General features: G+C 62.6%; 23 protein-coding genes. 8 read left to right on the top strand and 15 right to left on the bottom strand.

Going from position 1 to position 25,288, the window contains the following annotated elements:
• The first annotated feature begins 39 nt into the window (after positions 1 to 39).
• From AC5WNI_RS13445 to AC5WNI_RS13430, 4 genes are all read left to right on the top strand, one after another.
• A complete protein-coding gene (locus AC5WNI_RS13445) occupies positions 40 to 1,323 on the top strand; it encodes an ABC transporter substrate-binding protein (protein ID WP_175088423.1) in 1,284 nt (427 codons plus the stop codon).
• Entirely contained in the window at positions 1,299 to 3,062 is a 1,764-nt protein-coding gene (locus tag AC5WNI_RS13440) for an ABC transporter permease (RefSeq protein WP_175088424.1), read from the top strand. Before AC5WNI_RS13445 ends, AC5WNI_RS13440 begins: the two co-directional genes overlap by 25 nt.
• A gap of 59 nt (positions 3,063 to 3,121) precedes the next feature.
• Positions 3,122 to 3,769 (top strand): CDP-alcohol phosphatidyltransferase family protein, encoded by a 648-nt coding sequence (locus tag AC5WNI_RS13435; protein WP_175088425.1) that lies wholly within the window; start codon positions 3,122 to 3,124, stop codon positions 3,767 to 3,769.
• Positions 3,770 to 3,851: 82 nt separating this feature from the next.
• Positions 3,852 to 4,550 (top strand): DUF3047 domain-containing protein, encoded by a 699-nt coding sequence (locus tag AC5WNI_RS13430; protein ID WP_175088426.1) that lies wholly within the window; start codon positions 3,852 to 3,854, stop codon positions 4,548 to 4,550.
• 202 nt (positions 4,551 to 4,752) lie between these two features.
• On the opposite strand, the gene AC5WNI_RS13425 is transcribed toward AC5WNI_RS13430, so the two are convergent.
• Positions 4,753 to 5,235 carry an FKBP-type peptidyl-prolyl cis-trans isomerase gene (locus tag AC5WNI_RS13425; protein ID WP_043333860.1) on the bottom strand — a complete coding sequence of 161 codons (483 nt, stop codon included), beginning with the start codon at positions 5,233 to 5,235 and terminating at the stop codon, positions 4,753 to 4,755.
• Positions 5,236 to 5,727: 492 nt separating this feature from the next.
• On the opposite strand from AC5WNI_RS13425, the gene AC5WNI_RS13420 reads away from it, so the two are divergent.
• Entirely contained in the window at positions 5,728 to 6,012 is a 285-nt protein-coding gene (locus AC5WNI_RS13420) for a hypothetical protein (RefSeq protein ID WP_166018928.1), read from the top strand.
• 186 nt (positions 6,013 to 6,198) lie between these two features.
• Here AC5WNI_RS13420 and AC5WNI_RS13415 read toward each other — a convergent pair whose 3' ends face one another.
• From AC5WNI_RS13415 to AC5WNI_RS13365, 11 genes are all read right to left on the bottom strand, one after another.
• Entirely contained in the window at positions 6,199 to 7,299 is a 1,101-nt protein-coding gene (locus AC5WNI_RS13415) for a lipid A deacylase LpxR family protein (protein ID WP_217485784.1), read from the bottom strand.
• A 354-nt stretch (positions 7,300 to 7,653) separates the two neighbouring features.
• On the bottom strand, positions 7,654 to 8,157 hold the full coding sequence (locus tag AC5WNI_RS13410) for an outer membrane lipoprotein (RefSeq protein WP_175088427.1): 504 nt from the start codon (positions 8,155 to 8,157) through the stop codon (positions 7,654 to 7,656).
• Between the two features lie 518 nt (positions 8,158 to 8,675).
• A complete protein-coding gene (gene aceA, locus AC5WNI_RS13405; protein WP_175088428.1) occupies positions 8,676 to 9,986 on the bottom strand; it encodes an isocitrate lyase in 1,311 nt (436 codons plus the stop codon).
• A gap of 195 nt (positions 9,987 to 10,181) precedes the next feature.
• Positions 10,182 to 10,934 (bottom strand): hypothetical protein, encoded by a 753-nt coding sequence (locus tag AC5WNI_RS13400; protein WP_175088429.1) that lies wholly within the window; start codon positions 10,932 to 10,934, stop codon positions 10,182 to 10,184.
• Between the two features lie 339 nt (positions 10,935 to 11,273).
• Positions 11,274 to 11,705 (bottom strand): GNAT family N-acetyltransferase, encoded by a 432-nt coding sequence (locus tag AC5WNI_RS13395; RefSeq protein WP_175088430.1) that lies wholly within the window; start codon positions 11,703 to 11,705, stop codon positions 11,274 to 11,276.
• Complete coding sequence (locus tag AC5WNI_RS13390) at positions 11,702 to 12,946, bottom strand: JmjC domain-containing protein (protein WP_495928548.1); 1,245 nt, start codon at positions 12,944 to 12,946, stop codon at positions 11,702 to 11,704. Before AC5WNI_RS13390 ends, AC5WNI_RS13395 begins: the two co-directional genes overlap by 4 nt.
• 269 nt (positions 12,947 to 13,215) lie before the next feature.
• Entirely contained in the window at positions 13,216 to 14,583 is a 1,368-nt protein-coding gene (gene purB, locus AC5WNI_RS13385; protein WP_166018922.1) for an adenylosuccinate lyase, read from the bottom strand.
• A gap of 143 nt (positions 14,584 to 14,726) precedes the next feature.
• Complete coding sequence (gene hflD / locus AC5WNI_RS13380; RefSeq protein WP_175088432.1) at positions 14,727 to 15,362, bottom strand: high frequency lysogenization protein HflD; 636 nt, start codon at positions 15,360 to 15,362, stop codon at positions 14,727 to 14,729.
• Positions 15,359 to 16,540, bottom strand: a complete 1,182-nt coding sequence (mnmA, locus tag AC5WNI_RS13375) for a tRNA 2-thiouridine(34) synthase MnmA (protein ID WP_175088433.1) — start codon at positions 16,538 to 16,540, stop codon at positions 15,359 to 15,361. The genes hflD and mnmA overlap by 4 nt, the downstream gene beginning before the upstream one ends.
• A 201-nt stretch (positions 16,541 to 16,741) precedes the next feature.
• Complete coding sequence (locus tag AC5WNI_RS13370) at positions 16,742 to 17,191, bottom strand: NUDIX domain-containing protein (protein ID WP_175088434.1); 450 nt, start codon at positions 17,189 to 17,191, stop codon at positions 16,742 to 16,744.
• Positions 17,191 to 17,961: a pseudouridine synthase gene (locus tag AC5WNI_RS13365; RefSeq protein ID WP_175088435.1), complete on the bottom strand. Its 771-nt coding sequence runs from the start codon at positions 17,959 to 17,961 to the stop codon at positions 17,191 to 17,193. The genes AC5WNI_RS13370 and AC5WNI_RS13365 overlap by 1 nt, the downstream gene beginning before the upstream one ends.
• Positions 17,962 to 18,061: 100 nt before the next feature.
• Here AC5WNI_RS13365 and icd point away from each other — a divergent pair, with 100 nt between their 5' ends.
• The 3 genes from icd to clpA all read left to right on the top strand — a co-directional run bounded on the left by icd (position 18,062) and on the right by clpA (position 22,510).
• Positions 18,062 to 19,324, top strand: coding sequence for an NADP-dependent isocitrate dehydrogenase (gene icd / locus AC5WNI_RS13360; RefSeq protein ID WP_043333852.1), 1,263 nt, complete (start codon positions 18,062 to 18,064; stop codon positions 19,322 to 19,324).
• A gap of 486 nt (positions 19,325 to 19,810) precedes the next feature.
• Positions 19,811 to 20,212 (top strand): ATP-dependent Clp protease adapter ClpS, encoded by a 402-nt coding sequence (gene clpS / locus AC5WNI_RS13355; protein WP_175088436.1) that lies wholly within the window; start codon positions 19,811 to 19,813, stop codon positions 20,210 to 20,212.
• A gap of 33 nt (positions 20,213 to 20,245) precedes the next feature.
• A complete protein-coding gene (gene clpA, locus AC5WNI_RS13350; RefSeq protein ID WP_175088437.1) occupies positions 20,246 to 22,510 on the top strand; it encodes an ATP-dependent Clp protease ATP-binding subunit ClpA in 2,265 nt (754 codons plus the stop codon).
• Between the two features lie 534 nt (positions 22,511 to 23,044).
• On the opposite strand, the gene infA is transcribed toward clpA, so the two are convergent.
• From infA to aat, 3 genes are all read right to left on the bottom strand, one after another.
• The gene (gene infA / locus AC5WNI_RS13345) at positions 23,045 to 23,263 is read right to left on the bottom strand and encodes a translation initiation factor IF-1 (RefSeq protein WP_024953359.1); all 219 of its coding nucleotides are present in this window, start codon (positions 23,261 to 23,263) and stop codon (positions 23,045 to 23,047) included.
• A 323-nt stretch (positions 23,264 to 23,586) separates the two neighbouring features.
• On the bottom strand, positions 23,587 to 24,390 hold the full coding sequence (locus AC5WNI_RS13340) for an arginyltransferase (protein WP_175088438.1): 804 nt from the start codon (positions 24,388 to 24,390) through the stop codon (positions 23,587 to 23,589).
• Positions 24,391 to 24,426: 36 nt separating this feature from the next.
• Positions 24,427 to 25,143 (bottom strand): leucyl/phenylalanyl-tRNA--protein transferase, encoded by a 717-nt coding sequence (gene aat, locus AC5WNI_RS13335; RefSeq protein ID WP_175088439.1) that lies wholly within the window; start codon positions 25,141 to 25,143, stop codon positions 24,427 to 24,429.
• Between the last annotated feature and the right edge of the window lie 145 nt (positions 25,144 to 25,288).

The raw sequence follows: 25,288 nt of genomic DNA, 5'->3' as shown, positions 1-25,288 counted from the left end.
GTCCGGGACGCGGCATTTTTCCATCAGGAGAAGCCCTTCATGAAGACGAATCATCTGGCGGGTCGCCGTCGTGCCCTGGCGCTGATGGGCGGTTCGCTGGTCTTGCTGGCCGGCGCCATTGCCAGCCCCTGGGCCGCTTCTCTGGCGTATGCCGCAGATGCGCAGGCCGGGCGCCCGATCCCTGAGCTCGCTTCGCTCGAGTGGCAGGTGATCGCCGAACGCGCACGCGGTCAACGTATCGACTTTCATGCCTGGGGAGGTAGTGAGGCGACCAACGCCTATCTGCGTGCCCAGGCCGAAACGGCAGCAGCGCGGCATGGTATCGAGGTGCGCCACGTCAAGATCGCCGATACCGCCGAGAGCGTCTCGACCCTGCTGGCCGAGAAGGCGGCCGGGCGCCGTGATGGCAGCATCGATGTGATCTGGATCAACGGCGAGAACTTCCGTGCGCTCAAGCAGGCCGAGCTGGTGTGGGGGCCCTTCGTGGAGCGCCTGCCCAACAGCGACTATCTGCTCGAGGAGATCGGCGCGCGCGATTTCGGACTCGCCACTGACGGTCTGGAGGCGCCCTGGGGGCGTGCGCAGCTGATCTTCATGTACGACACCGCGCTGCTGGAGTCGCCGCCGCGCTCGATGCAGGCCCTGTTGGATCTGGCCAGAAAGCATCCCGGACGCGTGACCTATCCGCAGCCGCCCAGCTTCCACGGCACCACCTTCCTCAAGCAGGCGTTGCTGGAACTGATGCCCGCCGAGCAGCGCGAGGAGCTGGCCGCTGCCATGGTCGATGAGGCCCAGTTCGCGCGGCTGACCGCACCGCTGTGGGACTACCTCGATGCGCTGCATCCGCTGATGTGGGCGCAGGGCGAGCGTCAGCCGGCCGGTGCCGAAGAGCAGATGAAACTGCTCGCTCAGCGCAGCGTGTGGATAGCGCTGACCTTCGTGCCTCAGGAAGTGGCCAATGCCCGTCAGGAAGGGCGGTTGCCACCGACCATCGAGCCGTATATCCATGACGGTGGCACCCTCGGCAATGTGCACTATCTAGCGATTCCGGCCAGTGCACCGCACAAGGCCGCTGCTCTGGTGTGGATCAATCAGTTGATGTCCGCCGAGGCCCAGGCCGCCAAGGCCGACCCCTCGCGCTGGGGCGATGACACGGTGCTGAATGTCGCCCGCCTGCCGCCACAAGAACGCGCCGCCTTCGAGGCCTTGCCGAGCCTGCCGGGCAGCATGTCGCCCGAGGCGTTGGGCACACCGCTCAGCGAGCCACATCCGAGCTGGACCGATGCGCTGGAGGCCGAGTGGGCGCGACGCTATCGCAACTGACGCAATGGGTCGCTGATCGCTGGCGTGTCGCGCCCGCCACTGGTCATGCGCCGCTGACGCCCGCCCGCGTGCTGCGCTGGGGCGTCCTGCTGTTGCTGCTCGGCCCGACGGCGCTGGGGCTGGCCGGACTGGTCGCGCCGGCCTTCGGGCTGTGGCCGACACTGGGCTTCGAGGAGGTCTCGGCGGTCGCCTGGCAACGCTGGTGGGCCTTGCCCGGACTGACGGAGGGCTTTCGTCTGACGCTGGTCAGTGGCCTCGGCGGTACGCTGCTGGCGGTGCTTTTGACCCTGGGGTGGGTCTCGGCCGCCGCCGGGACTCGCTTCGGTGAGCGCATGGAGCGTCTGCTGGCCCCGATACTGGCGATGCCGCATCTGGCGCTGGCACTGGGGCTGCTGTGGCTGGCGGCGCCCAGCGGCGTGCTGATGCGCCTGCTGCTGGCACCTTTCGAGGTACTGGTACCGCCGCAGTATCCGCTGCCGGATGCCCATGGCTTCTCGCTGGCGATCGGGCTGGCGCTCAAGGAGGCGCCATTTCTGATGCTGATGGCGCAGACGGCGCTGTCACGCCTGCCGGTCACGGCGCAACTGCAGGCAGGCCAGGCGCTCGGCTACAGCATCCCTCAGCTGCGCTGGCGCATTCTGATGCCCCAGGTGATGCGCGCGATCGCCTTGCCCATCGGTGCGGTACTGGCCTACTCGCTGGCGGTGGTGGATGTGGCACAGGTGTTAGGGCCGACGCGCACGCCGACGCTGGCGGTGCGCCTGGTCGAACTGTGGCGTGACAGTGACCCGACGGCGCGCCTGCCGGCGAGTGTCGGCGCCCTGATGCTGGCCCTGCTGGTGATCGGGATGATGGCGCTGGGCGCGGCGCTGGGGCGCGCTCTGCTCACCTGGCACCGCGACTGGGTATTGAGCCATCACCCGGCGCGCGCAAGCCGCCTGGCGCTGGCGAGTGAAGTCATGTTCGGGTGTGTCGCGCGCGGAGTGCTGGGCGGGGTCACGCTGATCTCACTGCTCGCCTTCGTGGTGATCGGCGTGCAATCGGTGGCCAGGAGCTGGTTCTTCCCTGCGCTGTTGCCGTCTCGTTGGGGCTGGGAGAGCTGGCACCAGGCCCTCGCAGGCCTGGGTGATGCCTTCAGCAACAGCCTGTGGCTGGCGCTGCTGGTGGCGACGCTGGCCGTCATCCTCAGCGTGGCGGTGTTCGAGCGTGAGCGGGAAAGTGGCCGCCTGCGCGGCTTCGTGGTCTGCCTCTATCTGCCATTGCTGCTGCCGCAGGCCAGCTTCCTGTTCGGCTTTCAGGTCGGCTGGTTGAGCCTGGGGGCCAGCCCCGGTTGGACGGGAGTGGTCATCGGCCATCTGCTGTTCGCCTTGCCTTATGCCTGGCTGACGCTGGCCGGCCCCTGGGCACGCTTCGATACCCGACTCGAGCAAGCGGCACGTCTGCTGGGGCGTTCACGGCTCGAGGTGCTGATCGGTATCCGCCTGCGCCTGATGCTCAGGCCGCTGGCCATCAGCTGGGCAGTGGCCTTCGCGGTCAGCATCGCGCAATACGTGCCGACGGTGGTGCTGGGCGGCGGGCGTGTCCCGACCCTGACCACCGAAACCCTGGCGCTGGCGACGGGGGCCGACCCACGTCTGACCGCGGTGGCCGCCTGCCTGCAGGCTTGTCTGCCGCTGGTGGTCTACTTGCTGGCGCGTGCGGTACCTGCCGGGCGCTCGGTCTCGCCGACGCGCGGCTGAGCACCTGTCGGGCGCTGGAATGACGATGACCTCAACGATCTCATGGGAGTAGATGCAACATGCTGGACAAGTGGACCTCACGCTGGGTACAGCCGCCTCTGAAACGTCTTGCGAAAAGTGCGGCGGCGCGCGGTCTGCATCCGGATCAGCTGACCCTCGCGGGCTTCGTCATCGGCATGTTGGCGTTGCCGTTGCTGGCTTGTGGGCACTTCGGGCTCGCGCTGGCCGCGATCCTGATCAATCGGGTGGTGGATGGGCTGGATGGCGCGCTGGCGCGGCACGCCGGCCTGAGCTCCGATGCCGGTGGCTTTCTGGATATCTGTCTCGATTTCCTGTTCTATGCCGCTGTGGTGGTGGGTTTCGCACTCTCGGATCCTGCCGCCAATGCGATGGCGGCGGTGGCATTGCTGTTCGCCTTCGTCGGCACGGGCTCGAGCTTTCTGGCCTTCGCCATCATGGCGGCCAAGCATCAGCTGGAGCGACCCAATTTCACGCGCAAGGCCTTCTATTATCTGGATGGCCTGACCGAAGGCACCGAGACCATTGCCTTCTTCGTGTTGGCTTGCCTGATGCCACAGCATTTCGCATGGTTGGCGTGGATCTTCGCCGCGGCATGCATCCTGACCACGCTGACGCGCGTATGGGGAGGGTATGTCACCTTGCGAGCGCAGGACCAGAACGAGCATCACGGCATCGTCCCAGATTGATGCGTTGCGAACCTGGCCGTTCCGGTGACATGGCTTTTCACCTTCCTCACTTGCCTTGCTCAGGCACATCGGAGTTCTGCCAATGAAGATTGCTTCCCGTCAGTTGCCGTCATTCCTGCCCCTGTTTGCGGCAGTCGCCTCCAGCGGCCTGCTGACGGCGCTACTGCCCTCCGTGGCCCACGCGGCTGACAGGAGTTTCTCGCCTGCGCAGATTCTTGCCTGGGGTGAGAAGACCTTCGAAGGCCAGACGGCCTATCGCGTGGTGGAGCGCGACGGCAGCCCTGCGCTCGAGGCGCGCGCCCAGGGTCAGGCGTCCGCACGCTATCTGGAGCAGGATATCTCGCTTGAAGAGACGCCCTACCTGAAATGGTGCTGGCAGGTGGATGGCATCTATCCGGGCCTGAACGAGAAGACCAAGGGCGGCGATGACTATCCGGCACGCCTCTATGTGGTCAACAAGACCGGCATCCTGCCGTGGCAGGTGGAAGCCATCAATTACGTCTGGTCCAGCAACGAAGCGCAAGGCAGTCACTGGGACAATGCCTTCACGGATCGTGCCGTGCTGCTGGCGGTCGAATCCGGCGACGTGAAGGTGGGGCAGTGGGTGGCGGTGGTGCGCGACCTGCGTGCTGATTACGCGTCACTGTTTGACAGCAAGCCGAGCGAGATTGCCGGTCTTGCGCTGATGGCTGACGGCGACAATGCCGGCGGTGATGCCACGGCGCTGTTTCGTGGCCTGAGCCTTTCCAGCGATGCCACGCCGCCCGACTGCGGCGTTTGATCCGGGAGCATGAGTGATCAGGCCTGTGGAGAGAGGGCTGAGCCAGTCTGACCAGCGCGCCAAGCCAGCCGGGCCTACACGAAGGCAGTCACGAAAAAGCCCCGCGACTGATGACTCAGTCGCGGGGCTTTCGGTTCCGACCTCCCACAGTATGGGAGGTGCTCATCCGGGGCGAGGCCTCAGATGAGGGAAGAGGCGGAGCTTAGTGCTCCACGCCGCCTTCGCCGTGAACGTGGCCGTGTTCCAGCTCTTCGGCAGAAGCTTCACGCACGTTGGTGATCTGCACGTCGAAGTTCAGGGTTTCGCCGGCCAGCGGGTGGTTGCCATCGACAGTGACAGTGTCGCCTTCGACCTTGGTGACGGTGACCATCAGCGGGCCGCCCTGGGTCTGCGCCTGGAACTGCATGCCAGCTTCGATGTCTTCGACACCCTGGAAGGCTTCACGCGGTACTTCCTGGACCAGGGCTTCCTGGACTTCGCCGTAACCTTCTTCCGGAGAGACGGCAACTTTCAGCTCGTCGCCGGAAGTCTTGCCGTCGAGTTCCTTCTCGAGGCCCGGGACGATGTTGCCAGCGCCGTGGATGTAGGCCAGCGGCTCGCGACCTTCGGAGCTATCCAGCACTTCCCCTTCGTTGTTGGTCAGGGTGTAGTGGAAGGATACGACGGCATTCTGGGCGATTTGCATGATGAGAGCCTTTCGATAGGTATATGAACGTCAATGGTAACGTGCCCCTGAGGTGACTGTCAGGGGGGAAACTGGAAAAAAGCCGCGTATCACGTGGCTCCTGGCCCGCTGATGACATTGCCGGAGAGGCAATCCAGCGCACGTTGCCTTGTCTTGAAAGTATAGGTGACGCTCGCAGGCGTGCATTTCAACCCCGAGGCAGGGTTTTTTCTCACCCCGAAGTCATTGGTGAAGAAAGGCGCAAAACTGTCGGATCATCAGGTGTCTGGCGGAGTTGCCCTGTCAGCGTATAGTGGCCTTCCTGCTGGCGGCCATGCAAGGTTGGGGCGATGGCTTGCGAGGGCCACGGGGTCTGGTTACTCTGCCTACTCGGATATTGCGGATTCTGACGCGCGGCCCGAGGTGGCCTCGCTCTGCACACTCTGTCCCGTCGCCTGACGGGAAATGACAACTCAGGCGCCATGCGACCCTATTTTTCAGGAGAGAATTTCGATGACCGTGACATTGATCTGGCTGGTGAGCTTCGCTGCGATCTTCATGCTGTGCTTGAACCGCTGGGAAGGCTCGCTGGGTGCCACCGTCAAGCGTGTCCTGCCGGAGGCTCTGAGCATCGATAGCGGTGACCGCTACGTCTGGGGCGTGGCCCTGGGTATCCTGGGGGCGACCTTCATCGTCAATCCCATCTCCATGCTGATGGCATTGATCGTGCTGGCGCTGATCGTTCTGATCGGCGGCAAGCTGATCTGCTGGGGCATGAGCAAGGTCAAGATGCACTGATCTCACCAGCAGCAACCTTCCGGGAAGCCTGACGTTTCCCGCAGACAGAAAGGCCGGGCTATCTGCCCGGCCTTTCTGTTTCTGCTCATCTGTTTCTGCTCATCTGTTTCTGCCCATCAGGCTCTTCTCATCGGACTCTGCTCAGCCATCGCTGCCTGTCAGTGCCGCTTGCAGCTCAGCGCTGACTCACAGCCAGGTCGAGAGCGTCAGCGAGCCGAATTGATCGCTCTCCTGCTGCGTCTCGAATTCGTGAGTGCGCCACACGTTGACGAACGCCAGCTGCCAGCGTTGCCAGCTGAGCGCGAAGCCCAGCTGCAGGTCGCCGACCAGTGGGCGACGGTCCACCGAGGCGCTGTCCTCGAAGCCATTGCCATCCAGCAGCATGTTGTAGGCCATCGCGCGGCCTTCGATATTGGCGAACAGGTACCAGGCGAAGTCGCCGTCGGAATGGAAGTACTGACGGCCGCCCTGGGCTGGCGCGACTGTCGGTATCCCGTAGCTGCGGGTCAGCCCCTGGCCGATGCGCACTCCGCCTCCGACGCCCGCATAGGTGTAGAGATTGCCCAGCGCCACGGAAGCCGATGGCCCGTACTCCACCTCAAGCCCCGCGGCCCTGGCGGGCAGCCATAGCTGCGTCTGCCAGCCGGTATTGATCACCGGCTCGTTGTGCAGCTGGTGATCCCAGCCTTCCGGCTCATCGCTGCTGGTCAGCTTGTGTACCGCCTTCTGGGCATCCTTGGCGCCCGAGGCCGGGCCGACGATGCCGAGATCCAGATTGAAGGTATCCACCCGTCGCCAGTCATCTCCTTCTTCACCGGCGAACAGCGAGACGCCACCGAACAGGTAGCCTGCGTAGGGGCGGTCATCCTGATCAGGTTGATCTCGCGTGATGTCATTGGGGGTATAGATCTGCTGTCCGAAGCGGTAGGCCGTGGCGTCCAGTCGCGCAGCGCTGAAGCCGGGCACCCAGTCCGCGAATGAGCGTGACCAGTGCTGCTGTGGTGTCTCGAAGGTGTAGCTCAACGCAAAGCCGTTGGTGTAATGGCCATCATCGCCGGAGGTGAGAATGTCGTTCTCGACCTTCAATGACAGCACGCCACCCTCGTCCTCGGCTGCCTCCACCATGGGGGCCAATGCCACCGCACCCAGCATGATCAATGCCATGCCCAGGCGCCGGGTCGAGAAGGCCGGTGCCATCTGCGGGGCATGGCTGAGGGCGGCGGTACCGCCGGGACTGTCAGTGACTGCGCTGGGACAAGCGCGGGGGGAGCTTCTTGAAGATGACATGCCACAAGACAGCTTGCGGGTGCTTGGGCGAGAACCTGCTGGACGGGCAGTGACGGGACGCATCGCAACTCCTGGGACGGAAAGTTGTACACAGAGTCAATTTTGGCTGCAGACGTATAACTTTGCACAAAAAATCCCGATTTCATAGCTTGTTAACCAATAGGCAATCTGCAGACTACCCATTGAGGCGATCCATGGCTGTGTGAGTTGGAAGGAGGGGGGGACGAAGCGAAGGGGGGAGGCAGGAGAAAGCGAGGCGACGCTTCCTGGGCGGGGCCTGCGACAGGCACCGCAGAAGGGCACAGAAACCAAGCGGTCGGCGCCCCCTGCAAGGGAGCGCCAACCATCGAGAACTCAGTAAGGCGCGACGCTCAGGTTGGCGCCGTAGCCGACCAGGCGGACACGTTGGCCAACCGAGAAGGCGGTATCGGCTTTCTGGACGACGATGAGGCTGTCGCCGGCATCGCGGCGGACTTCAATCTCGTAGGCATCGATCTGGTCGACCTTGTCAGCGATCGACTTGCCAGCCACGCTGCCGCCGATGGCGCCCGCGGCAGTGGCGATCGCACGGCCGGAGCCGCCGCCGATCTGGCTGCCGAGCAGGCCGCCGACAACCGCGCCACCCAGGCCACCGAGCACGCCACTACCTTCATCCTGTGCCTGGATCTGCACCGGGCGCAGTGAGGTGATGGTGCCGTAGCTGACGGACTGTGCGCGCTTGGCCTGATCGCCGGTGTAGACGTTGCCGGAGTAGATGTCGCTGTTCGCGCAGCCGCCAAGTGTCAGCACGCCGAGTGCGATCACGGGCAGCCAGCGGCGTGCGCCAGTCGATCGTTTGTGAGTCAGTGAGAGTGTCATGGTGTATCTCCTCGCATGATGCGGTGCAGCTTGAGGTTGTGATGGAGAATGCTGAGTGCTGAGAGAGCAAGACTCAGGTAGGCGATCACTTCCTTGGGCCGCCAGCAGGTTCCTGTCACGACGGGCGTGCGAGAACACTGTTTCTTAACATTATAGACCACGTCGGCCTTGACGGGTTCCCGACCTGAAACGCTGAGGTGACGCAACTTCTGCACTTCCCGGTCGCGTGAGTGCTACCACGTGGGTACCGACCACGTGAGTACCGACCACGTGAGTACCGACGCATGAGTGCTGCCACGTAAGGACTTCCGTGTGAGCACTTCTGCATGAGCCATGCCGCATGAATGTCAGCGCTGGGATATCCGTCGACGTTGATGAACATTCGCGGCGGGCATCCACGGCGGGCATTCAAGGCGCCAAGGCACGAAAAAGCCCGCGTGAGCGGGCTTCGGTCAGTCTGCGGGTGGCACCTCGCGCAATCCTGTCATTGCGAGGTGCCATACCGCGATGTCAGCGGCCTAGAACTGGTCTTCTTCCGTGGAGCCCGTCAGCGCTGTGACGGAGGAGTTGCCGCCTTGAATGACGTTGGTCATGTCATCGAAGTAACCGGTGCCGACTTCCTGCTGGTGCGCCACGAAGGTGTAGCCCTTCTCGGCTGCGGCGAATTCGGCTTCCTGCACCTTCTCGACATAGTGCTTCATGCCTTCGCCCTGCGCATAGTCGTAGGCAAGATCGAACATGTTGAACCACATGTTGTGGATACCGGCCAGGGTGATGAACTGGTACTTGTAGCCCATGTCCGACAGTTCCTGCTGGAACTTGGCGATGGTGGCGTCGTCGAGGTTCTTCTTCCAGTTGAAGGAAGGCGAGCAGTTGTAGGCCAGCAGCTGGTCCGGGTATTCCTTCTTGATCGCTTCGGCGAAGCGGCGCGCCTCCTCGAGGTCCGGCTTGGCGGTTTCGCACCAGATCAGGTCGGAGTAGGGCGCGTAGGCCAGACCACGGGCAATGGCTTGATCCAGACCTGCCTTGACGCGATAGAAGCCTTCGTCGGAGCGCTCACCGGTCAGGAACGGCTTGTCGTAGTCGTCGACATCCGAGGTGATCAGGTCGGCGGCATTGGCATCGGTACGCGCGATGACCAGGGTCGGGACACCCGCCACGTCAGCGGCCAGGCGAGCAGCCACCAGCTTCTGCACCGCTTCCTGGGTCGGCACCAGTACCTTGCCACCCATGTGACCACACTTCTTGACAGAGGCCAGCTGATCCTCGAAGTGCACGCCGGAGGCGCCCGCACGGATCATGGCAGTCATCAGCTCGTAGCCGTTGAGCACGCCACCGAAACCGGCCTCGGCATCCGCCACGATAGGCGCGAAGTAATCGACGAAGCCGACATCGCCGGGGTTGGCCCCTTTCTGCCACTGAATCTGGTCGGCGCGGCGGAAGGTGTTGTTGATGCGCTTGACCACGGTCGGCACGGAATCCACCGGATAGAGCGACTGATCCGGGTACATGGCCTCACTGGTGTTGTTGTCGGCGGCGACCTGCCAGCCGGACAGGTAGATGGCCTCAATGCCGGCCTTCACCTGTTGCATGGCCTGGCCACCGGTCAGGGCGCCCAGACAGTTGACGTAGCCCTTCTTGGCATCACCATTGACCAGTTTCCAGAGCTTCTCGGCACCGCGGGTCGCCAAGGTGTTGGCTTCCTGGACGGAACCGCGCAGGCGCACCACATCCTCGGCGGAATAGGGGCGAGTGATCCCTTTCCAGCGCGGATTCTCGGCCCAGTCCTTCTCGAGCGCGGCAATCTGATCGGCACGTGTGTGACTCATGGTGGCATCTCCTGATGGCTTCGTCGTCGGGGCTCAGCCCCTGGCGTATTGTCTGTGTCTTGTATCTGTTCGCTTGTCTATCGTCTGACGGTCGACGCGAGAGCGACGCGTGAAATGGGAGTGGCGGTGCTCTGCGTCTTGAGGTTGCTGCATGACAGTTTGTTGTTATTGATCTTTCAGGCATCACCAGAGGAGTCACGCCGTGCGACAGAAGACGTCGTCGGTGGCGTTGTCGAGCTCCGCTGGCTCAGCAAGTCTGAAGCGAGCCTTGATCACGCCAAGGCAGGCTGTTTCCAGGCCGGGTGCCGCTGTCAGCGTGATGCCGTCCAACCAGGGCATCAGGAAGTACAGGCTGGCTTCCAGCGTGGGTAGCGTGCAGTGGCTGAGGGTGAGGACGATGCGCGGCGGCCTGCCGTTTGGCGCGCGCAGTCGTGAGACCAATTCTCCCCAGCACAGCGCCTCGCGCACGCTGCTGATCTGGGCAATGGCCAGCACCGAATGACGTTCGCCGCGATGCCGCGCGGCGGCCAGTGTCCAGAGGGCCCGGGGAAGCGGGCGGTTGCCCAGCTGCATTCCCGTCACGTCATCGGTGAGTCCGGCGAGTGACAGCTGGTCAGGCGCCTCCTGCGTCTCGCCAGCGGTTGCCGGCTGCCCGTTGCGCTCAAGCTGCCAGCCACTGCCCTGTGAGCGCAGTTGCCATTGCTCGCCGGGAAGCTGCCAGCGCTGGTCGCGACTCAGATGGCAGATCGTCTGCGCCTGTGCCGCCACCGACTCCGCTGTCTGCGGTGGCAGCAGGTCCTTGAGGGGACGCGCCAGCTTGAGAATCCGTGTGCGGATCTCGGCGTTGTGCCATTGCTCGGCCAGAGCGGCATCATCAGGTTCCCCGAGTACCTGGTCACCCCTACCACCTATCAAGGCGACCTGCGTTCGTGAGTCTGAGGTGAACATGGGCGAATCTCCTGAAGGCGGTGCCGAGTCGGGCAGTGCGTCATGTTGCAGTGCAGCGTAAATGGCTTGATCTCTAGCATCGCTCCGAAATTGAGTGCTGTCTTTCATTCCTTGGTCGTATTAAAACGATCGTTTTACAACAGATTCAACGTTGCGTAATTCCTGCTGACAAACAGTCGTTTTAATTCATTCTCAATGACGTCATGATGTCAGTATCCATGCGGTTTGGGGAATTATGACTTGGTCAAGGAGCGGGTTGTAGCCAGACTACAAGAAACTTCAGGGTACAAAAAAAACCGGCCCTGGATAGGGCCGGTTTCTTAAGGATTAAGCTAAAATTCAGTTCAGAATCAAGCGCATGCTGCGATGCGGTATGCCGGCATCGAGAAACTCGTCGCCGTAAGCCGTGAAGCCGAGACGTTGATAGAATTCCAGCGCATGGGTCTGAGCATCCAGTAGCACTTCAGCGTGGCCAGCCTGACGCGCAGCATGGATGACCGCTTCCATCAGGCGTTGGCCAAGCCCCAGCCCGCGTGCTTCGGAGAGAATGGCGACACGGCCGACATGGCCGCCCGGCAATAGACGGGCCGTGCCGACGGTGCGGCCATCCAGATGCACGAGGAAGTGTTCGCAGGCGTCGTCGCGCCCGTCCCACTCCTCCTCCCGCGGTACCTGCTGTTCCTCGATGAACACGACGCGGCGGATCTCGCTGGCCTCGTTGCCCAACGTCTGCCAGTCGCCCCGTTCCAGGCTGATCATGGCGTCACTCATTCTTCATCGTCCTCTTCGTCCTGAAGGTCACATTCCAGTATCAGGCTGCCGCGGTTGATCAGCGCCGTCAGCAGGCTGGCCACGGCACTGCGATCAAGGTCTGCCGTGGTGTAGTCAAGCAACACCGCGGTAAGGCGCTGATCGGAGGCCAACGCTTCCGCCAGCGGCTGGGGGGCCAGGATACCATCGCCATCGACGAACAGCGTGCTGTTGCCATCTTCGCCGTGACGGAAGGCGAAGCGTGATCCAAGAGAGCGCACCAGTACGCCTTCATCTTCCAGATACTCGACCAGCTCATGCGTCTTGAGGGCCGGTTCGCGAGCGGCGAGCTGCTCCAGGTACTTGGGCTGGGTCATGTAGCGGCCGAACCACTGCGCCAGCTGGGTCGGGTTATCCAGCGTACTGAGCAGCAATTCGCGCATACGCTCGAGCGAGGCGTCGTCCAGCTCGCCGGCATTGGCGACCGGTGCCATGCCCTGGTCACGGTAGCGCAGCGATTCCGGCAGGCTGGCACCCAGATAGTCGGCGTAGGAGGTGACGACTTCATCGGCGGAAGGCGCGCGGAAGCCGACGGAGATGGTCATGCAGTCATCGGACTGGCTGACACCGTGGTGCGCCAGGCGCGGCGGTACGTAGAGCATGTCGCCGGGTTCCAGCACCCAGTCCTCGCCCGGCGTGACCTCGAAGTGCTTGAGGATGCGCAGGTCGATGCCATCGATGATCTCGGCGTCGTCTGTGTGCATGCCGCCCAGCTGCCAATGACGCTGGCCTTGGGCCTGCAGCAGGAAGACATCGTAGTTGTCCAGGTGCGGGCCGACGCTGCCGCCGGTCGGCGCGTAGCTGATCATGATGTCATCGAGGCGCCAGCGCGGCAGGAAGGTGAAGGGCTCGAACAGCGCGGCGACGTCGGGGACGTAGTGATCCACCGCCTGCACCAGCAGGCTCCACTGGCTGTCGTCCTTGGCGTCGAGACGCGCGAAGGTCGCCTCATCGAAGGGGCCGTGGCTGACCTGCCAGGGCTTGTCCGGGCCGTTTTCCTCGACCAGACGCGCTTCGATGCCATCCTCACAGGCCAGACCGGCCAGTTCATCGGCTTCCAGCGGCGTCTCGAAGTCTGCGAAGGCCCCGCGGATCAGCAGCGGCTTCTGCTGCCAGTAATCGCGCAGGAATTCGCGGATGCTCAGGCCGCCCAACAGCGCCAGAGGCGTGTCGGTGTCGCGGGGGGCGGGGGATGTGCTCATGCAGAACCTCTCGAACGCGAACGGCAGCCTGTCAGGGGGCGGCGGTCTCGCGATGACGTCGTTGAAGCCGTTTTGCCGGATGGCAGAAGGCGATGCGTTCCATGCCGAGCCTTGAGAGCGTGGCATGTCGTGCCCACTGACGAAGAACGTCAGTGGTCGTGAATCCAGGGTGTCATTCAGCGTGCTGCGTGTTGCATGCGTCCAATGCGCAATGCATGACGCCGGAGCAAAGGCCCCGGCGTCCAAAGATTTGCAGTGACCTGCGCCGCTTAGAGCGCCTTGGCCTGTGCAATGGCGTTGCCGATGTAGCTGGCCGGGCTTAGTGCCTTCAGCTCGGTCTTGACGTCTTCCGGCAGTTCCAGCGTCTCGATGAAGGCGGCGAAACCGGCCTGGTCGATACGCTTGCCACGGGTCAGCTCCTTGAGCTTCTCGTAGGGCTTCTCGATGCCGTAACGACGCATGACGGTCTGGATCGGCTCGGCCAGCACTTCCCAGCTGTTGTCCAGGTCGGCGTTCAGACGCTCCGGGTTGGCTTCCAGCTTGCTGATGCCTTTCAGGGTCGCCTGGTAGGCGATCAGACCCTGCGCCAGGCCGGTGCCCAGGTTGCGCAGCACGGTGGAGTCGGTCAGATCACGCTGCCAGCGGGAGATCGGCAGCTTCTGTGCCAGATGGCCCAGCACGGCGTTGGCGATGCCCAGATTGCCTTCGGAGTTCTCGAAGTCGATCGGGTTGACCTTGTGCGGCATGGTGGAGGAGCCGATCTCGCCGGCCACGGTGCGCTGCTTGAAGTAACCCAGCGAGATGTAGCCCCAGACGTCACGATCGAAGTCGATCAGGATGGTGTTGAAGCGGCAGATGGCATCGAACAGCTCGGCGATGTAGTCGTGCGGCTCGATCTGGGTGGTGTACGGGTTGAAGGTCAACCCGAGGCTCTCGACGAAGGTTTCGGCGTTGGCCGCCCAGTCGATGGCCGGATAGGTGGTCAGGTGGGCGTTGTAGTTGCCCACGGCACCGTTGATCTTGCCGAGCATCTCGATGCGTTCGATCTGCGCCAGCTGACGACGCAGACGCGCGGCGACGTTGGCCATTTCCTTGCCGAGGGTGGTCGGGCTGGCAGTCTGACCGTGGGTGCGCGACAGCATCGGCTGTTCGGCGTGCTGGTGGGCCAGCGCGACGATCGCTTCGGTCACTTCACGCATCTGCGGCAGCAGCACCTTGTCCAGGCCGCCACGCAGCATCAGGGCGTGAGACAGATTGTTGATGTCTTCACTGGTGCAGGCGAAGTGGATGAACTCGGTGACGGCGTTGAGTTCGGCGTTGCTCTCGACCTTTTCCTTCAGGAAGTACTCGACCGCCTTCACGTCGTGGTTGGTGGTGCGTTCGATGTCCTTGATGCGCTGGGCATCCTCGACACTGAATTCACTGACGATGCTATCCAGCACGGCGTTGGCATCCGCGGAGAAGGCCGGCACTTCAGCGATCTCGGCGTGGGCGGCCAGGCGTTGCAACCAGCGCACCTCGACGATGACACGGGCACGGATCAGGCCGAATTCACTGAAGTGCTCGCGCAGGGCCTCGGTCTTGGCGCCATAGCGGCCATCGACAGGAGACAGGGCGGTGAGGGCGGACAGCTGCATGATGAGAATCTTCCGATGGTGGCAGGACATGACGCGCTGCCGGTTCAAGTGTCTCGGAGCCCGGTTCACGGGCTCCAGCGTTGTTGAAGCGAATTCGGGTGTGAATCAGGTTGCGTCAGGTGACGCGCTGGCGCGAGCTCGGCTCAGCCCAGCTGCTGCAATGACTTCTTGAGCGCGCTGCGCTGGAAGACCAGCTTCCAGCGACGGCCGCCCTGCTGGTCCCACAGCAGTGCGAAGCGCACGCCTGCCAGCAGGGCGCAGCGGATGCGTTCCGGCATCATGCGCTGCTGCAGCAGGCCGGGATCGCCCTGCACCACGATCCGGTAGCGGAAGGTGGAGAGGGTCTGCTGGTAAAGCTCGCCCAGGCTTGCGATCACGTTCTCGTGGGTCGGCCCGAAGTGCTCGGCCTGGCCCTGGATGCGCGTCAGGCCCGCGCCCAGCTTTTCCAGCATGTCCGGGTCCTTCTTGAGCTTGCTCATCAGCATCACCAGCGAGAAGCCGTAACGCATCACCACGGGTGAGACCTGGCGACGTTCCATCACCGCACTGACGGTGTCGATGCCGAGCCGCAGGCGGTTATGGTGCCCGCCGTAGATGGCTTCGAAGCTTTCCGGATTGGTATCCAGCGTGGCATTGACCAGGGTTTCCCAGGCGCGCTCATCGCACTGGCCGTGGCGGGCCAGCTCATCGACCAGTGCGGCTGCCTGGAAGACACCCGCCAGCGAAAGTGCCTGGCGGGTAGTGGTATCAGTGACGGGACGGATCGGCACGCTGGTCATTGCGCGGCGGACTCCTCGGGGCCAGAGAGCGGGGCGGTGGAAGCGCTGGCATCCGCCGCTGGAAGTTTCCAGGCGGCATCGATCACGCCGCCGCCCAGACAGATGTCGCCGAGATAGAAGACGGCAGACTGGCCGGGCGTGACGGCACGTTGCGGTTCATCGAAACGCACCTCGACACGCTGGCCGTCATTGACGATCAAGGTCGCGGCCTGGTCTTCCTGGCGATAGCGGTTCTTGCAGCGAATGCGCAGCTCGCCATTGGCGTCGGTCTGCGGCGGCTCGCCTGCGACCCAGTCGACGGATTCGGTGCTCAACGCCTGAGTGTAGAGCAGGTCGTGGTGCTTGCCCTGCACGGCGATCAGCACGTTGCGCTCCAGGTCCTTGGCGCACACGAACCAGGGCGCGTCCGGATAGCGCTTGAGGCCACCGATCCCCAGCCCCTGGCGCTGGCCGAGGGTGTAGTACATCAGGCCCATGTGCTCGCCGATGACATCGCCATCGGGAGTCTCGATCTTGCCGGGCTGAGCGGGCAGGTACTGCTTGAGGAAGTCGGCGAAACGCCGCTCGCCGATGAAGCAGATACCGGTGGAATCCTTCTTGCGCGCGGTGATCAGCTCATGCTTCTCGGCGATGGCGCGTACTTCGTGCTTCTCGAGCTCGCCGACGGGGAACAGGGTGCGCGCGATGGCCGCCTGCGGCACGGCGTACAGGAAGTAGCTCTGGTCCTTGTTGGTGTCCAGGCCCTTGAGAAGGCGCGGGAGGCCCTCACGCACGCCGCCACGCACGTAGTGACCAGTGGCGATCAGCTCGGCGCCCAGCATCTCGGCATACTCGAGGAAGACCTTGAACTTGATCTCGCGGTTGCACAGGATGTCGGGATTCGGCGTGCGACCGGCCTTGTACTCGGCCAGGAAGTGCTCGAAGACGTTGTCCCAGTACTCCGCGGCGAAGTTGGCGGTGTGCAGCTTGATGCCGAGCTTGTCGCACACGGCCTGGGCATCGGCCAGGTCTTCGAGGGCGGTACAGTATTCGCTACCGTCGTCTTCGTCCCAGTTCTTCATGAACAGGCCTTCGACGTGGTAGCCCTGCTCCATCAACAACAAGGCAGAGACGGAGGAGTCGACACCGCCGGACATGCCGACGATGACCTTGGTTCCGGTACCGGTTTCAGCGGTCATCAGTTCTCTCGTCACCCGCATGGCCGCGGGTTGTCACAAACAGGGGAGGCGGCAGACCCGTCATTCTGGCGCCGCTCGAATGGCCGAGATTATACCTGAATGCGGGGCAGGGATTCACCCCGCCTGCACCGTCTGCCGCGCTGGGCCGCAAGCGCCGCTTGAAAGCACGCCTGGCGGCTGACTTCCGGCGCGGGCGATCGCTCAATCGTGCAGCACATCCAGCGGGAAACGCTTGCCACGTTGGCTATCGCGGATACGACGGGTCACCAGCGGGCTGCGCAGGCGGCCCATGTCCTCGAGCTGCTCGATCTCCTCAAGCGACAGCCAGTGCGTTCTGACGATGTCAGGGTCCAGCGGCGTGCACAGGTGCTCAAGGGCGGCGGCCTCGAAACTGTGGGAGTGGAAGTGGGTGCCGTCCTCGGCCACGTGCACATAGAGGCCGAGATAGCCGGTGAGCAGGATGCGCCAGGCGGTTTCCTCGCGAACTTCGCGTTTTACGCCGTCGATGATGCGCTCATGGGGTTCGAGATGGCCGGCCGGCTGGTTGAACACCGTGCAGGGCCCGCCCTTGTCTTCCTCGACGATCAGGTAGCGCCCGGCGCGTTCGACGACACAGGCGACGGTGACATTCGGGGGCCAGCGAGCAGCCATCAGGATTTCCTTCCTTTCTTGGGGGATGAGGGGCGACGGGCGCCGCCGCCGGGTGTCTTGCCTGAACCTTGACCTGAGCCCTTGCTGAAACCCTTGCCATTGCTGGCTTTACTGCTTCTACTGCCACTGCCCCGGGGGCCAGCGTTGCCGGTGCGGCGCTCGCCCGGCTTGCCCGTCGCGCCCTTATGGCGTGGCGAGCGGGACTCGCGACGAGGTGGCGCTGGCATCTCGACTTCCTCGCTGCGCCATTCACCGGGTGCAAGGCCATCGAGCTTCCATGGCCCGATGGCCGCGCGGATCAAGCGCAGGGTCGGCAGGCCGACGTGGGCGGTCATGCGACGCACCTGGCGATTGCGACCTTCACTGATGATGATCTCCAGCCAGTGGGTCGGAATGCTGGCACGAAAGCGCACAGGGGGTTGCCTGTCTGGCAACGCTGGCGGGTCAATCAGCCTGACCTTCGCCGGTCGGGTCATGCCATCCTTGAGCTCGACACCGGCTCTCAACGCGGCGATGGCCTGCTCATCGGGGGTACCTTCCACCTGTACCCAGTAGGTCTTGGGTTGTTTCTTCCTCGGGTGCGCGATCTGGTGGGAGAGCGCGCCATCACTGGTGAGCAGCAGCAGTCCCTCGGAGTCATAGTCGAGGCGCCCGGCGGCATAGACATCCGGCACGTCGATGAAGTCAGCGAGCGTCTGGCGGCCCTGATCGCGGTCGGTGAACTGCGTCAGAACGCGGTAGGGCTTGTGAAGCAGATATATGAGAGACATGGTTTAGACTTTTGTCGCGGCTGCCGTATAAGCCTACTGTGAGAAGCGGCACGGGTGCTATACTCGCGCCTCCACTGAATCCATGACAGGGGAGTTATCAATGGGGTTCCAGAAGATTGTCGTCCCGGAAGGCGGTGCCAAGATCACCGCAAATTCCGACAATACCCTCAACGTTCCGAATAATCCGATCATCCCGTTCATCGAAGGCGATGGTATCGGTGTGGACGTGACTCCGGCCATGAAGATTGCCATCGACGCTGCTGTCGACAAGGCCTATGGCGGCGAGCGCAAGATTCACTGGATGGAAGTCTACGCCGGTGAAAAAGCCACTCACGTTTATGATGCTGACACCTGGCTGCCGGAAGAGACTCTCGAGGCTGTCAAGGATTACATCGTTTCCATCAAGGGCCCGCTGACCACTCCGGTGGGCGGTGGTATTCGCTCCCTGAACGTCGCTCTGCGTCAGAAGCTGGATCTGTACACCTGCCTGCGCCCGGTGCGCTGGTTCACTGGTGTGCCGAGCCCGGTCAAGAAGCCGGCTGACGTCGACATGGTCATTTTCCGTGAAAACTCCGAAGACATCTATGCCGGTGTCGAATGGAAAGCGGGGACCCCGGAAGCCGACAAGGTCATCAAGTTCCTGCGCGAAGAGATGGGTGTCACCAACATCCGCTTCCCGGAGAACTGCGGTATCGGCGTCAAGCCGGTCTCCGAAGAAGGTACCAAGCGTCTGGTCCGTCAGGCTGTCCAGTACACCATCGACAACGACCGTGAGTCGCTGACCCTGGTGCACAAGGGCAACATCATGAAGTTCACCGAAGGTGCCTTCAAGGATTGGGGCTACGAAATCGTCAAGGACGAGTTCGGCGGCGAGCTGCTGGATGGCGGTCCGTGGATGACCTTCAAGAACCCGAACAACGGCAAGGACATCGTGGTCAAGGACGTCATCGCTGACGCCATGCTCCAGCAGATCCTGCTGCGTCCGGCGGAATATGACGTCATCGCCACCCTGAACCTGAACGGTGACTACCTGTCCGACGCCCTGGCGGCGGAAGTGGGTGGTATCGGTATCGCGCCGGGTGCCAACCTGTCCGACACCGTCGCCATGTTCGAAGCGACTCACGGTACTGCACCGAAGTACGCTGGCCAGGACAAGGTCAACCCGGGCTCCGTCATCCTCTCTGCCGAGATGATGCTGCGTCACATGGGTTGGGTCGAAGCGGCTGATCTCGTGCTGAAAGGCGTCGAGAAGGCCATCGCCAAGGGTGAAGTCACCTATGACTTCCATCGCCTGATGGACGATGCCAAGCTGCTGAAGTGCTCCGAGTTCGGTCAGGCTGTCGCTGACAACATGGATGCCTGAGACCCTGCGTTGATCTGATGTCCAGGTATCAGGTTGCGTGACAGGTTTCAGCAGAAGGCCCCCGGACATGTCCGGGGGCCTTCTTGCGTTTGAGATGGAAGCTTCTCGGCTGCGCGCTCAGGCTGCCGCCAACGATTGCCACTCCTGGGCATTCTGAGTGGAGCGTTCTGCGCGGTAGCATTCCGGGTTTCATTGAGCGGCGAGACGCTTGAATGGGTCGTCAGTTGGCGACGCCTGACGAGAAGTGTCTGTCGCGTATGTGAGCGAAAATGCATGCAAATGCCCGCATTCATGTCAGAGCGTCGCGATGCAGGCATGAACGTGTACGCCCGGGCGTGCGCGACCAAAGCTTGCAACCAGATCGACAAGCCCCCATCTTTTCCTTATCACACCCACATTGAGACGACGTGGCAGCGCTTGTCCTTCTTCGCGTCGCGTTGAGGCAATCTGCTTCGTCACGGCTTGTGTTCACCGGATCAGCCCCTTATGTTCAAGACAGAGACATCGCGCGGCAGTCCTCCCTTACTGGAGACACTGTCGATCAGCAATCAGGCCCCGTCGGCTCAGGAACCCGGATACCAGGAAGACCACGAAGGAGATCTGGCATTCGAGACCGCTGAGCCTGAACTGGCTCCACCGCCCATGTACAAGGTCGTTCTGCACAATGATGACTTCACGCCGATGGACTTCGTCGTGGAGGTGCTGACCACCTTTTTCAACAAGGATCAGGAGCAGGCAGTACAGATCATGCTCGCTGTCCATCATCAGGGAAAAGGAACCTGTGGCATCTTCAGTCGCGACATCGCGGAAACGAAATGCCACCAAGTCAATCAATATGCTCGAGAGTGCCAGCATCCGCTGCTGTGCGACATCGACCGGGCGGAGTGATCCGTCCAAGACGCGGCCTAGAGGGGACTTGCCATGTTGAGCAAAGAACTTGAACTGACCCTGAACACGGCCTTCACCGTGGCACGTTCCAAACGCCACGAATTCATGACCGTGGAACACCTCCTGCTGGCACTGCTGGACAATGCCTCCGCTGCCGATGTCCTGCGCGCCTGTGGTGCCAATCTGGACAAGCTGCGAGTCGATCTTCAGGACTTCATCAATTCCACCACCCCGCTGATTCCGGAAGAGCAGGAAGACCGCGAGACTCAGCCGACGCTGGGCTTCCAGCGCGTACTGCAGCGTGCCGTCTTCCACGTGCAATCCTCCGGCAAGAGTGAAGTGACCGGCGCCAACGTGCTGGTGGCCATCTTCTCCGAGCAGGAGAGCCAGGCCGTCTACTTCCTCAAGCAGCAGAATGTCGCGCGTGTGGATGCGGTCAATTACATCGCGCATGGCATCTCCAAGGTCGCGGGTCACACCCAGACGCCCCAGGCGTCGGTCGAGAATGAAGAGAGCGAAGAGGCGAGCAGCGAAGGCGGCAACAATCCGCTGACCAACTACGCCACCAACCTCAACGAGCAGGCGCGTCTGGGCAAGATCGACCCGCTGATCGGCCGCGATGGCGAGCTCGAGCGCGTGGTGCAGATTCTGGTGCGTCGCCGCAAGAACAATCCGCTGCTGGTCGGTGAGGCCGGTGTCGGCAAGACCGCCATTGCGGAAGGTCTGGCCAAGCGCATCGTCGAGGAGGATGTGCCGGACGTCATCAAGGAGGCTGTGGTCTACTCGCTGGATCTCGGGGCGCTGCTGGCCGGCACCAAGTACCGCGGTGACTTCGAGAAGCGTCTCAAGTCATTGCTGGCGGAGTTGCGCAAGGAACCGAGCTCGATCCTGTTCATCGACGAGATCCACACCGTCATCGGTGCGGGTGCCGCCTCCGGTGGCGTGATGGATGCCTCCAACCTGCTCAAGCCGCTGCTGTCTTCCGGCGAGCTGCGTTGCATCGGTTCCACCACCTTCCAGGAATTCCGCGGCATCTTCGAGAAGGACCGCGCCCTGGCGCGTCGCTTCCAGAAGGTCGATGTCATGGAGCCGTCGGTGGATGACACCATCCGTATCCTCAAGGGGCTGCGTGGTCGCTTCGAGGAGCACCATGCCATCAAGTACACCGATGCCTCGCTGGAAACGGCAGTGCGTCTGGCGGACCGCTACATCAACGACCGTCAGCTGCCGGACAAGGCCATCGACGTGATCGACGAGGCCGGTGCCCACCAGCGCCTGCTGCCGGAGAGCATCCGCGTCGACACCATCGATACCGAGCAGGTCGAGGCGATCGTCGCCTCCATCGCTCGCATTCCGCCGAAGACGGTCTCCAGCTCCGACAAGAAGCTGCTGTCCAATCTCGAGCGCGATCTCAAGATGCTGGTGTTCGGGCAGGACGACGCCATCACCGGACTGTCCGCGGCGATCAAGCTGTCGCGTGCAGGCCTCAAGGCGCCGGACAAGCCGGTGGGCAGCTTCCTGTTCGCTGGCCCGACAGGCGTCGGCAAGACCGAGGTCGCCCGCCAGCTGGCGGCGTTGATGGGTATCGAGCTGGTGCGCTTCGACATGTCCGAGTACATGGAGCGTCACACCGTCTCGCGTCTCATCGGGGCACCGCCGGGGTACGTCGGTTATGACCAGGGCGGTCTATTGACCGAAGCCATCACCAAGCAGCCGCACTGCGTGTTGTTGCTGGATGAGATCGAGAAGGCGCACCCGGAAGTCTTCAATCTGCTGCTGCAGGTGATGGACCACGGCCGCCTGACCGACAACAACGGTCGCGAAGCGGACTTCCGCAACGTCATCCTGGTGATGACCTCCAACGCGGGTGCCGAGCAGGTGGCGCGTCGCTCCATCGGTTTCAAGCATCAGGATCACTCCACCGACGCCATGGAAGTCATCCGCAAGACGTTCTCGCCGGAATTCCGCAACCGTCTGGATGGCATCATCCAGTTCGGCGCGCTGGATCTCGCCGTGGTGCGCAATGTGGTCGACAAGTTCCTGGTCGAACTGCAGGCGCAACTGGATGAGAAGCGCGTGCAGCTGGATGTCGCTGACGAGGCGCGCGACCTGCTGGCGACCCTCGGGTACGACCCGGCAATGGGTGCTCGCCCGATGGCACGCGTGATTCAGGAGAAGCTCAAGAAGCCGCTGGCAGAGATGATACTGTTCGGCGACCTGTCCGAGTCGGGCGGCATCGTGCATGTCACGGTCGACAACGGCGAACTTCACCTGGAAACGGAAGCGGAAATGGCGTGATCTGACGCTCAGCTTCCTGCCCTGAAGGGGCGACATGAACGGTCAGTGCTTCAAGCACTGGCCGTTTTTTATGGTCGCCAGTCAGCAAGCTGTCCGCACGTAGCGAGCATGGAGTCGATTGCTCAAGCCGGACACGCGCGCACGTCAAGGGGCTCGCGATCCTCAAGGGGAGGGCGGGGGAAGCGAATGCGTATAGGGGGACGGTGCTCAGCGGGGATGAGCCGCCTGTCATCATTGAATGGGAGCGAAGACCTGATTGGCGTTCGGGCTCAAGACACATTCATGGGACAAGGCGGCATCATCGGAATACTCAGGCATACGCCATCGAGGTGGCGGGTGTCTCGCCGTGGAGGGCAAGTCTTGCAACCTCGATGCGTTCCGGGTCCGGGCGGAGGGTTCAGGCGGAGGTGACGCTGGTGCCTGAGGTGCCGGGAACGACCGGTTCAGCCAGCCGGTGTCATGATGATCGCATGCAGGTCCAGGACGTGCAGAGTGATCGATGGCATGGCAACCGGCAGGGCAGTCTGACCGTGCTTAGCGCGAACGGTAGACGATACGGCCCTTGGACAGGTCGTACGGAGTCAGCTCAACCTTGACCTTGTCGCCAGTCAGGATGCGGATGTAGTTCTTGCGCATCTTGCCGGAGATGTGGGCGGTCACGATGTGGCCGTTTTCCAGTTCAACACGGAAAGTGGTGTTCGGAAGGGTGTCGACGATGACGCCTTCCATTTCAATATGATCTTCACGCGCCATATAGGCTGATCCTCACTTATTACAGGGAATACTGCTGGTAGTTCCGAGCCGCCTCAGCACAAAAAGTGCCCGATTCGGGACTTCGATACGCGATATTGTGCCGTAAGGGCGGCGGCAAGGCAAAGTCGAAGCGCGATTGTACGCTCCTTGAGCGCCTGTGGGCAGTTCAGGAGGAAGATAAAAATCGGCTTCTTGCGCCGGGGCAACTTCCGGGAGGCGGTTGGTCGGCAGTCGGCGCTGTCTGGTGAGCTCCTGCTAGCTGAACGATGCTCATCTTGACGTTGTCAGACGCGCTTGCGTCGAGAGGGCGCCCGCAGAGCGCGTCACTCGCCGGGTGCCACTGACGCGCCTTGCTTGACCAGGCTCAGTGGCAGATGACTGTCGGTATGGTTGGCCGGTATGCGTCGCCGCCAGTGGCTGCCATCCAGATACTCGAGCGGCTGAAAATGCTGTTTGTAGTTCATCTTGCGGCAGTCACGGATCCAGTAGCCCAGATAGAGGTGGGTCAGGCCTTCGCGGCGTGCCTGCTCGATCTGCCACAGCACCGCGTAGGTCCCCAGCGAGCGCTGATTCAGTGACTCATCCGGGTCGTAGAAGGTATAGATGGCGGAGAGGCCATGGCTCATGCGGTCCATGGCGGCGACGGCCACCAGACGACCATCGAGGCGAAAGCTCACCAGACGGGCATAGTCATCGCGGGACGTGAGGAAGGTTCGATACTGCTCATGACTGGGCGGGAACATGTCGCCATCCGCATGACGACTGCGGATGTAGTGGGCGTACAGGCGATAGTGCTCGGGGTCGAAGAGTGCCGGCCCTTCTTCGATGACCAGGTCGGCATTGCGGCGCACGAGACGCTTCTGGGTGCGGTTGGGCGCGAAGTCGGCGATCGGCACGCGTACGGAAATGCAGGCACGGCAATCACCGCAATGTGGACGATAGAGATGAGAGCCGCTACGGCGAAAGCCGAGCAGGGCAAGGGCGTCATAGACACCGGAATTGGGCGCTTCCTGCGGATCGAGAAACAGCGTGGTCGCCTGGCGGCCTTCCAGATAGCTGCAGGCGTGCGGTACCGTCAGAAAGAAGCGCAGATCGCGTTGCGGTTGCTTGGGGGTATTGCTGCTCACCGTTGCATCATCTCCCTCTTGGAATTGCCGTGGTCATCATTCCCGGGCGTGCTGCGTGGGCCAGGATGTCAGTGACCACTTGCCCTCATGCCCTTGGCCAGTGGCATACTGGTCAAGATAGCTGATGAAATCGCTGCGGGCGATGCTGCGGGCGCCAAGACTTGCCAGGTGCGGAGTATGCATCTGGCAGTCGATCAATGGAAAATCCCGTGCCCTCAATTCCTGGCACAGGATCACCAGCGCCAGTTTCGAGGCATCGGGTACGCGCGAGAACATCGACTCGCCGAAGAAGATGCGTCCACAGGCGACGCCATACAGGCCGCCCACCAGAGAATCGCCCTGCCAGACTTCAACGCTGTGGGCGTGTCCCATGGCATGCAGAGCGATGTAGGCCTGCTGCATTTCTGGCAATATCCACGTGCCAGCCTGGCCATCGCGAGGAATGCTGGCACAGGCATTGATCACACCGGTAAAGTCGCGGTCGATACTGTAGCTCAGGCCTGCATTGCGCAGGCGCTTGGCGAGACTGCGGCGTACACGGACTCCCTCTGGCTTGAGCACCATGCGTGGGTCCGGTGACCACCACAGGATGGGGTCACCCGGACTGAACCAGGGAAATATGCCGCGGGGGTAGGCCGCCAGCAGCCACTCGGGACTGAGTTCGCCCCCTGCACACAGCAGGCCGTCGGGCTCGCTCAGGGCGGTGGAAGCATGCGGAAAGCGGACAGGGGCAGGGGGGAGCCAGGGAAGCATGGGCAGCCTCTTGTCGGTTCGGGAACATGCACGGAGCAATGGGCTCCTGGCGCCTTGGCGTCATGAGCGGACGTGAATCGGCAATTATGACGTCACTGCCATCGAATGGTTATGATAACCGGCTGAAGGTACATGGAAAATCGCC

Source organism: Cobetia sp. PDI-12MA (genome assembly GCF_059507695.1).
This window is presented reverse-complemented; position numbering and strand designations above follow the sequence as displayed.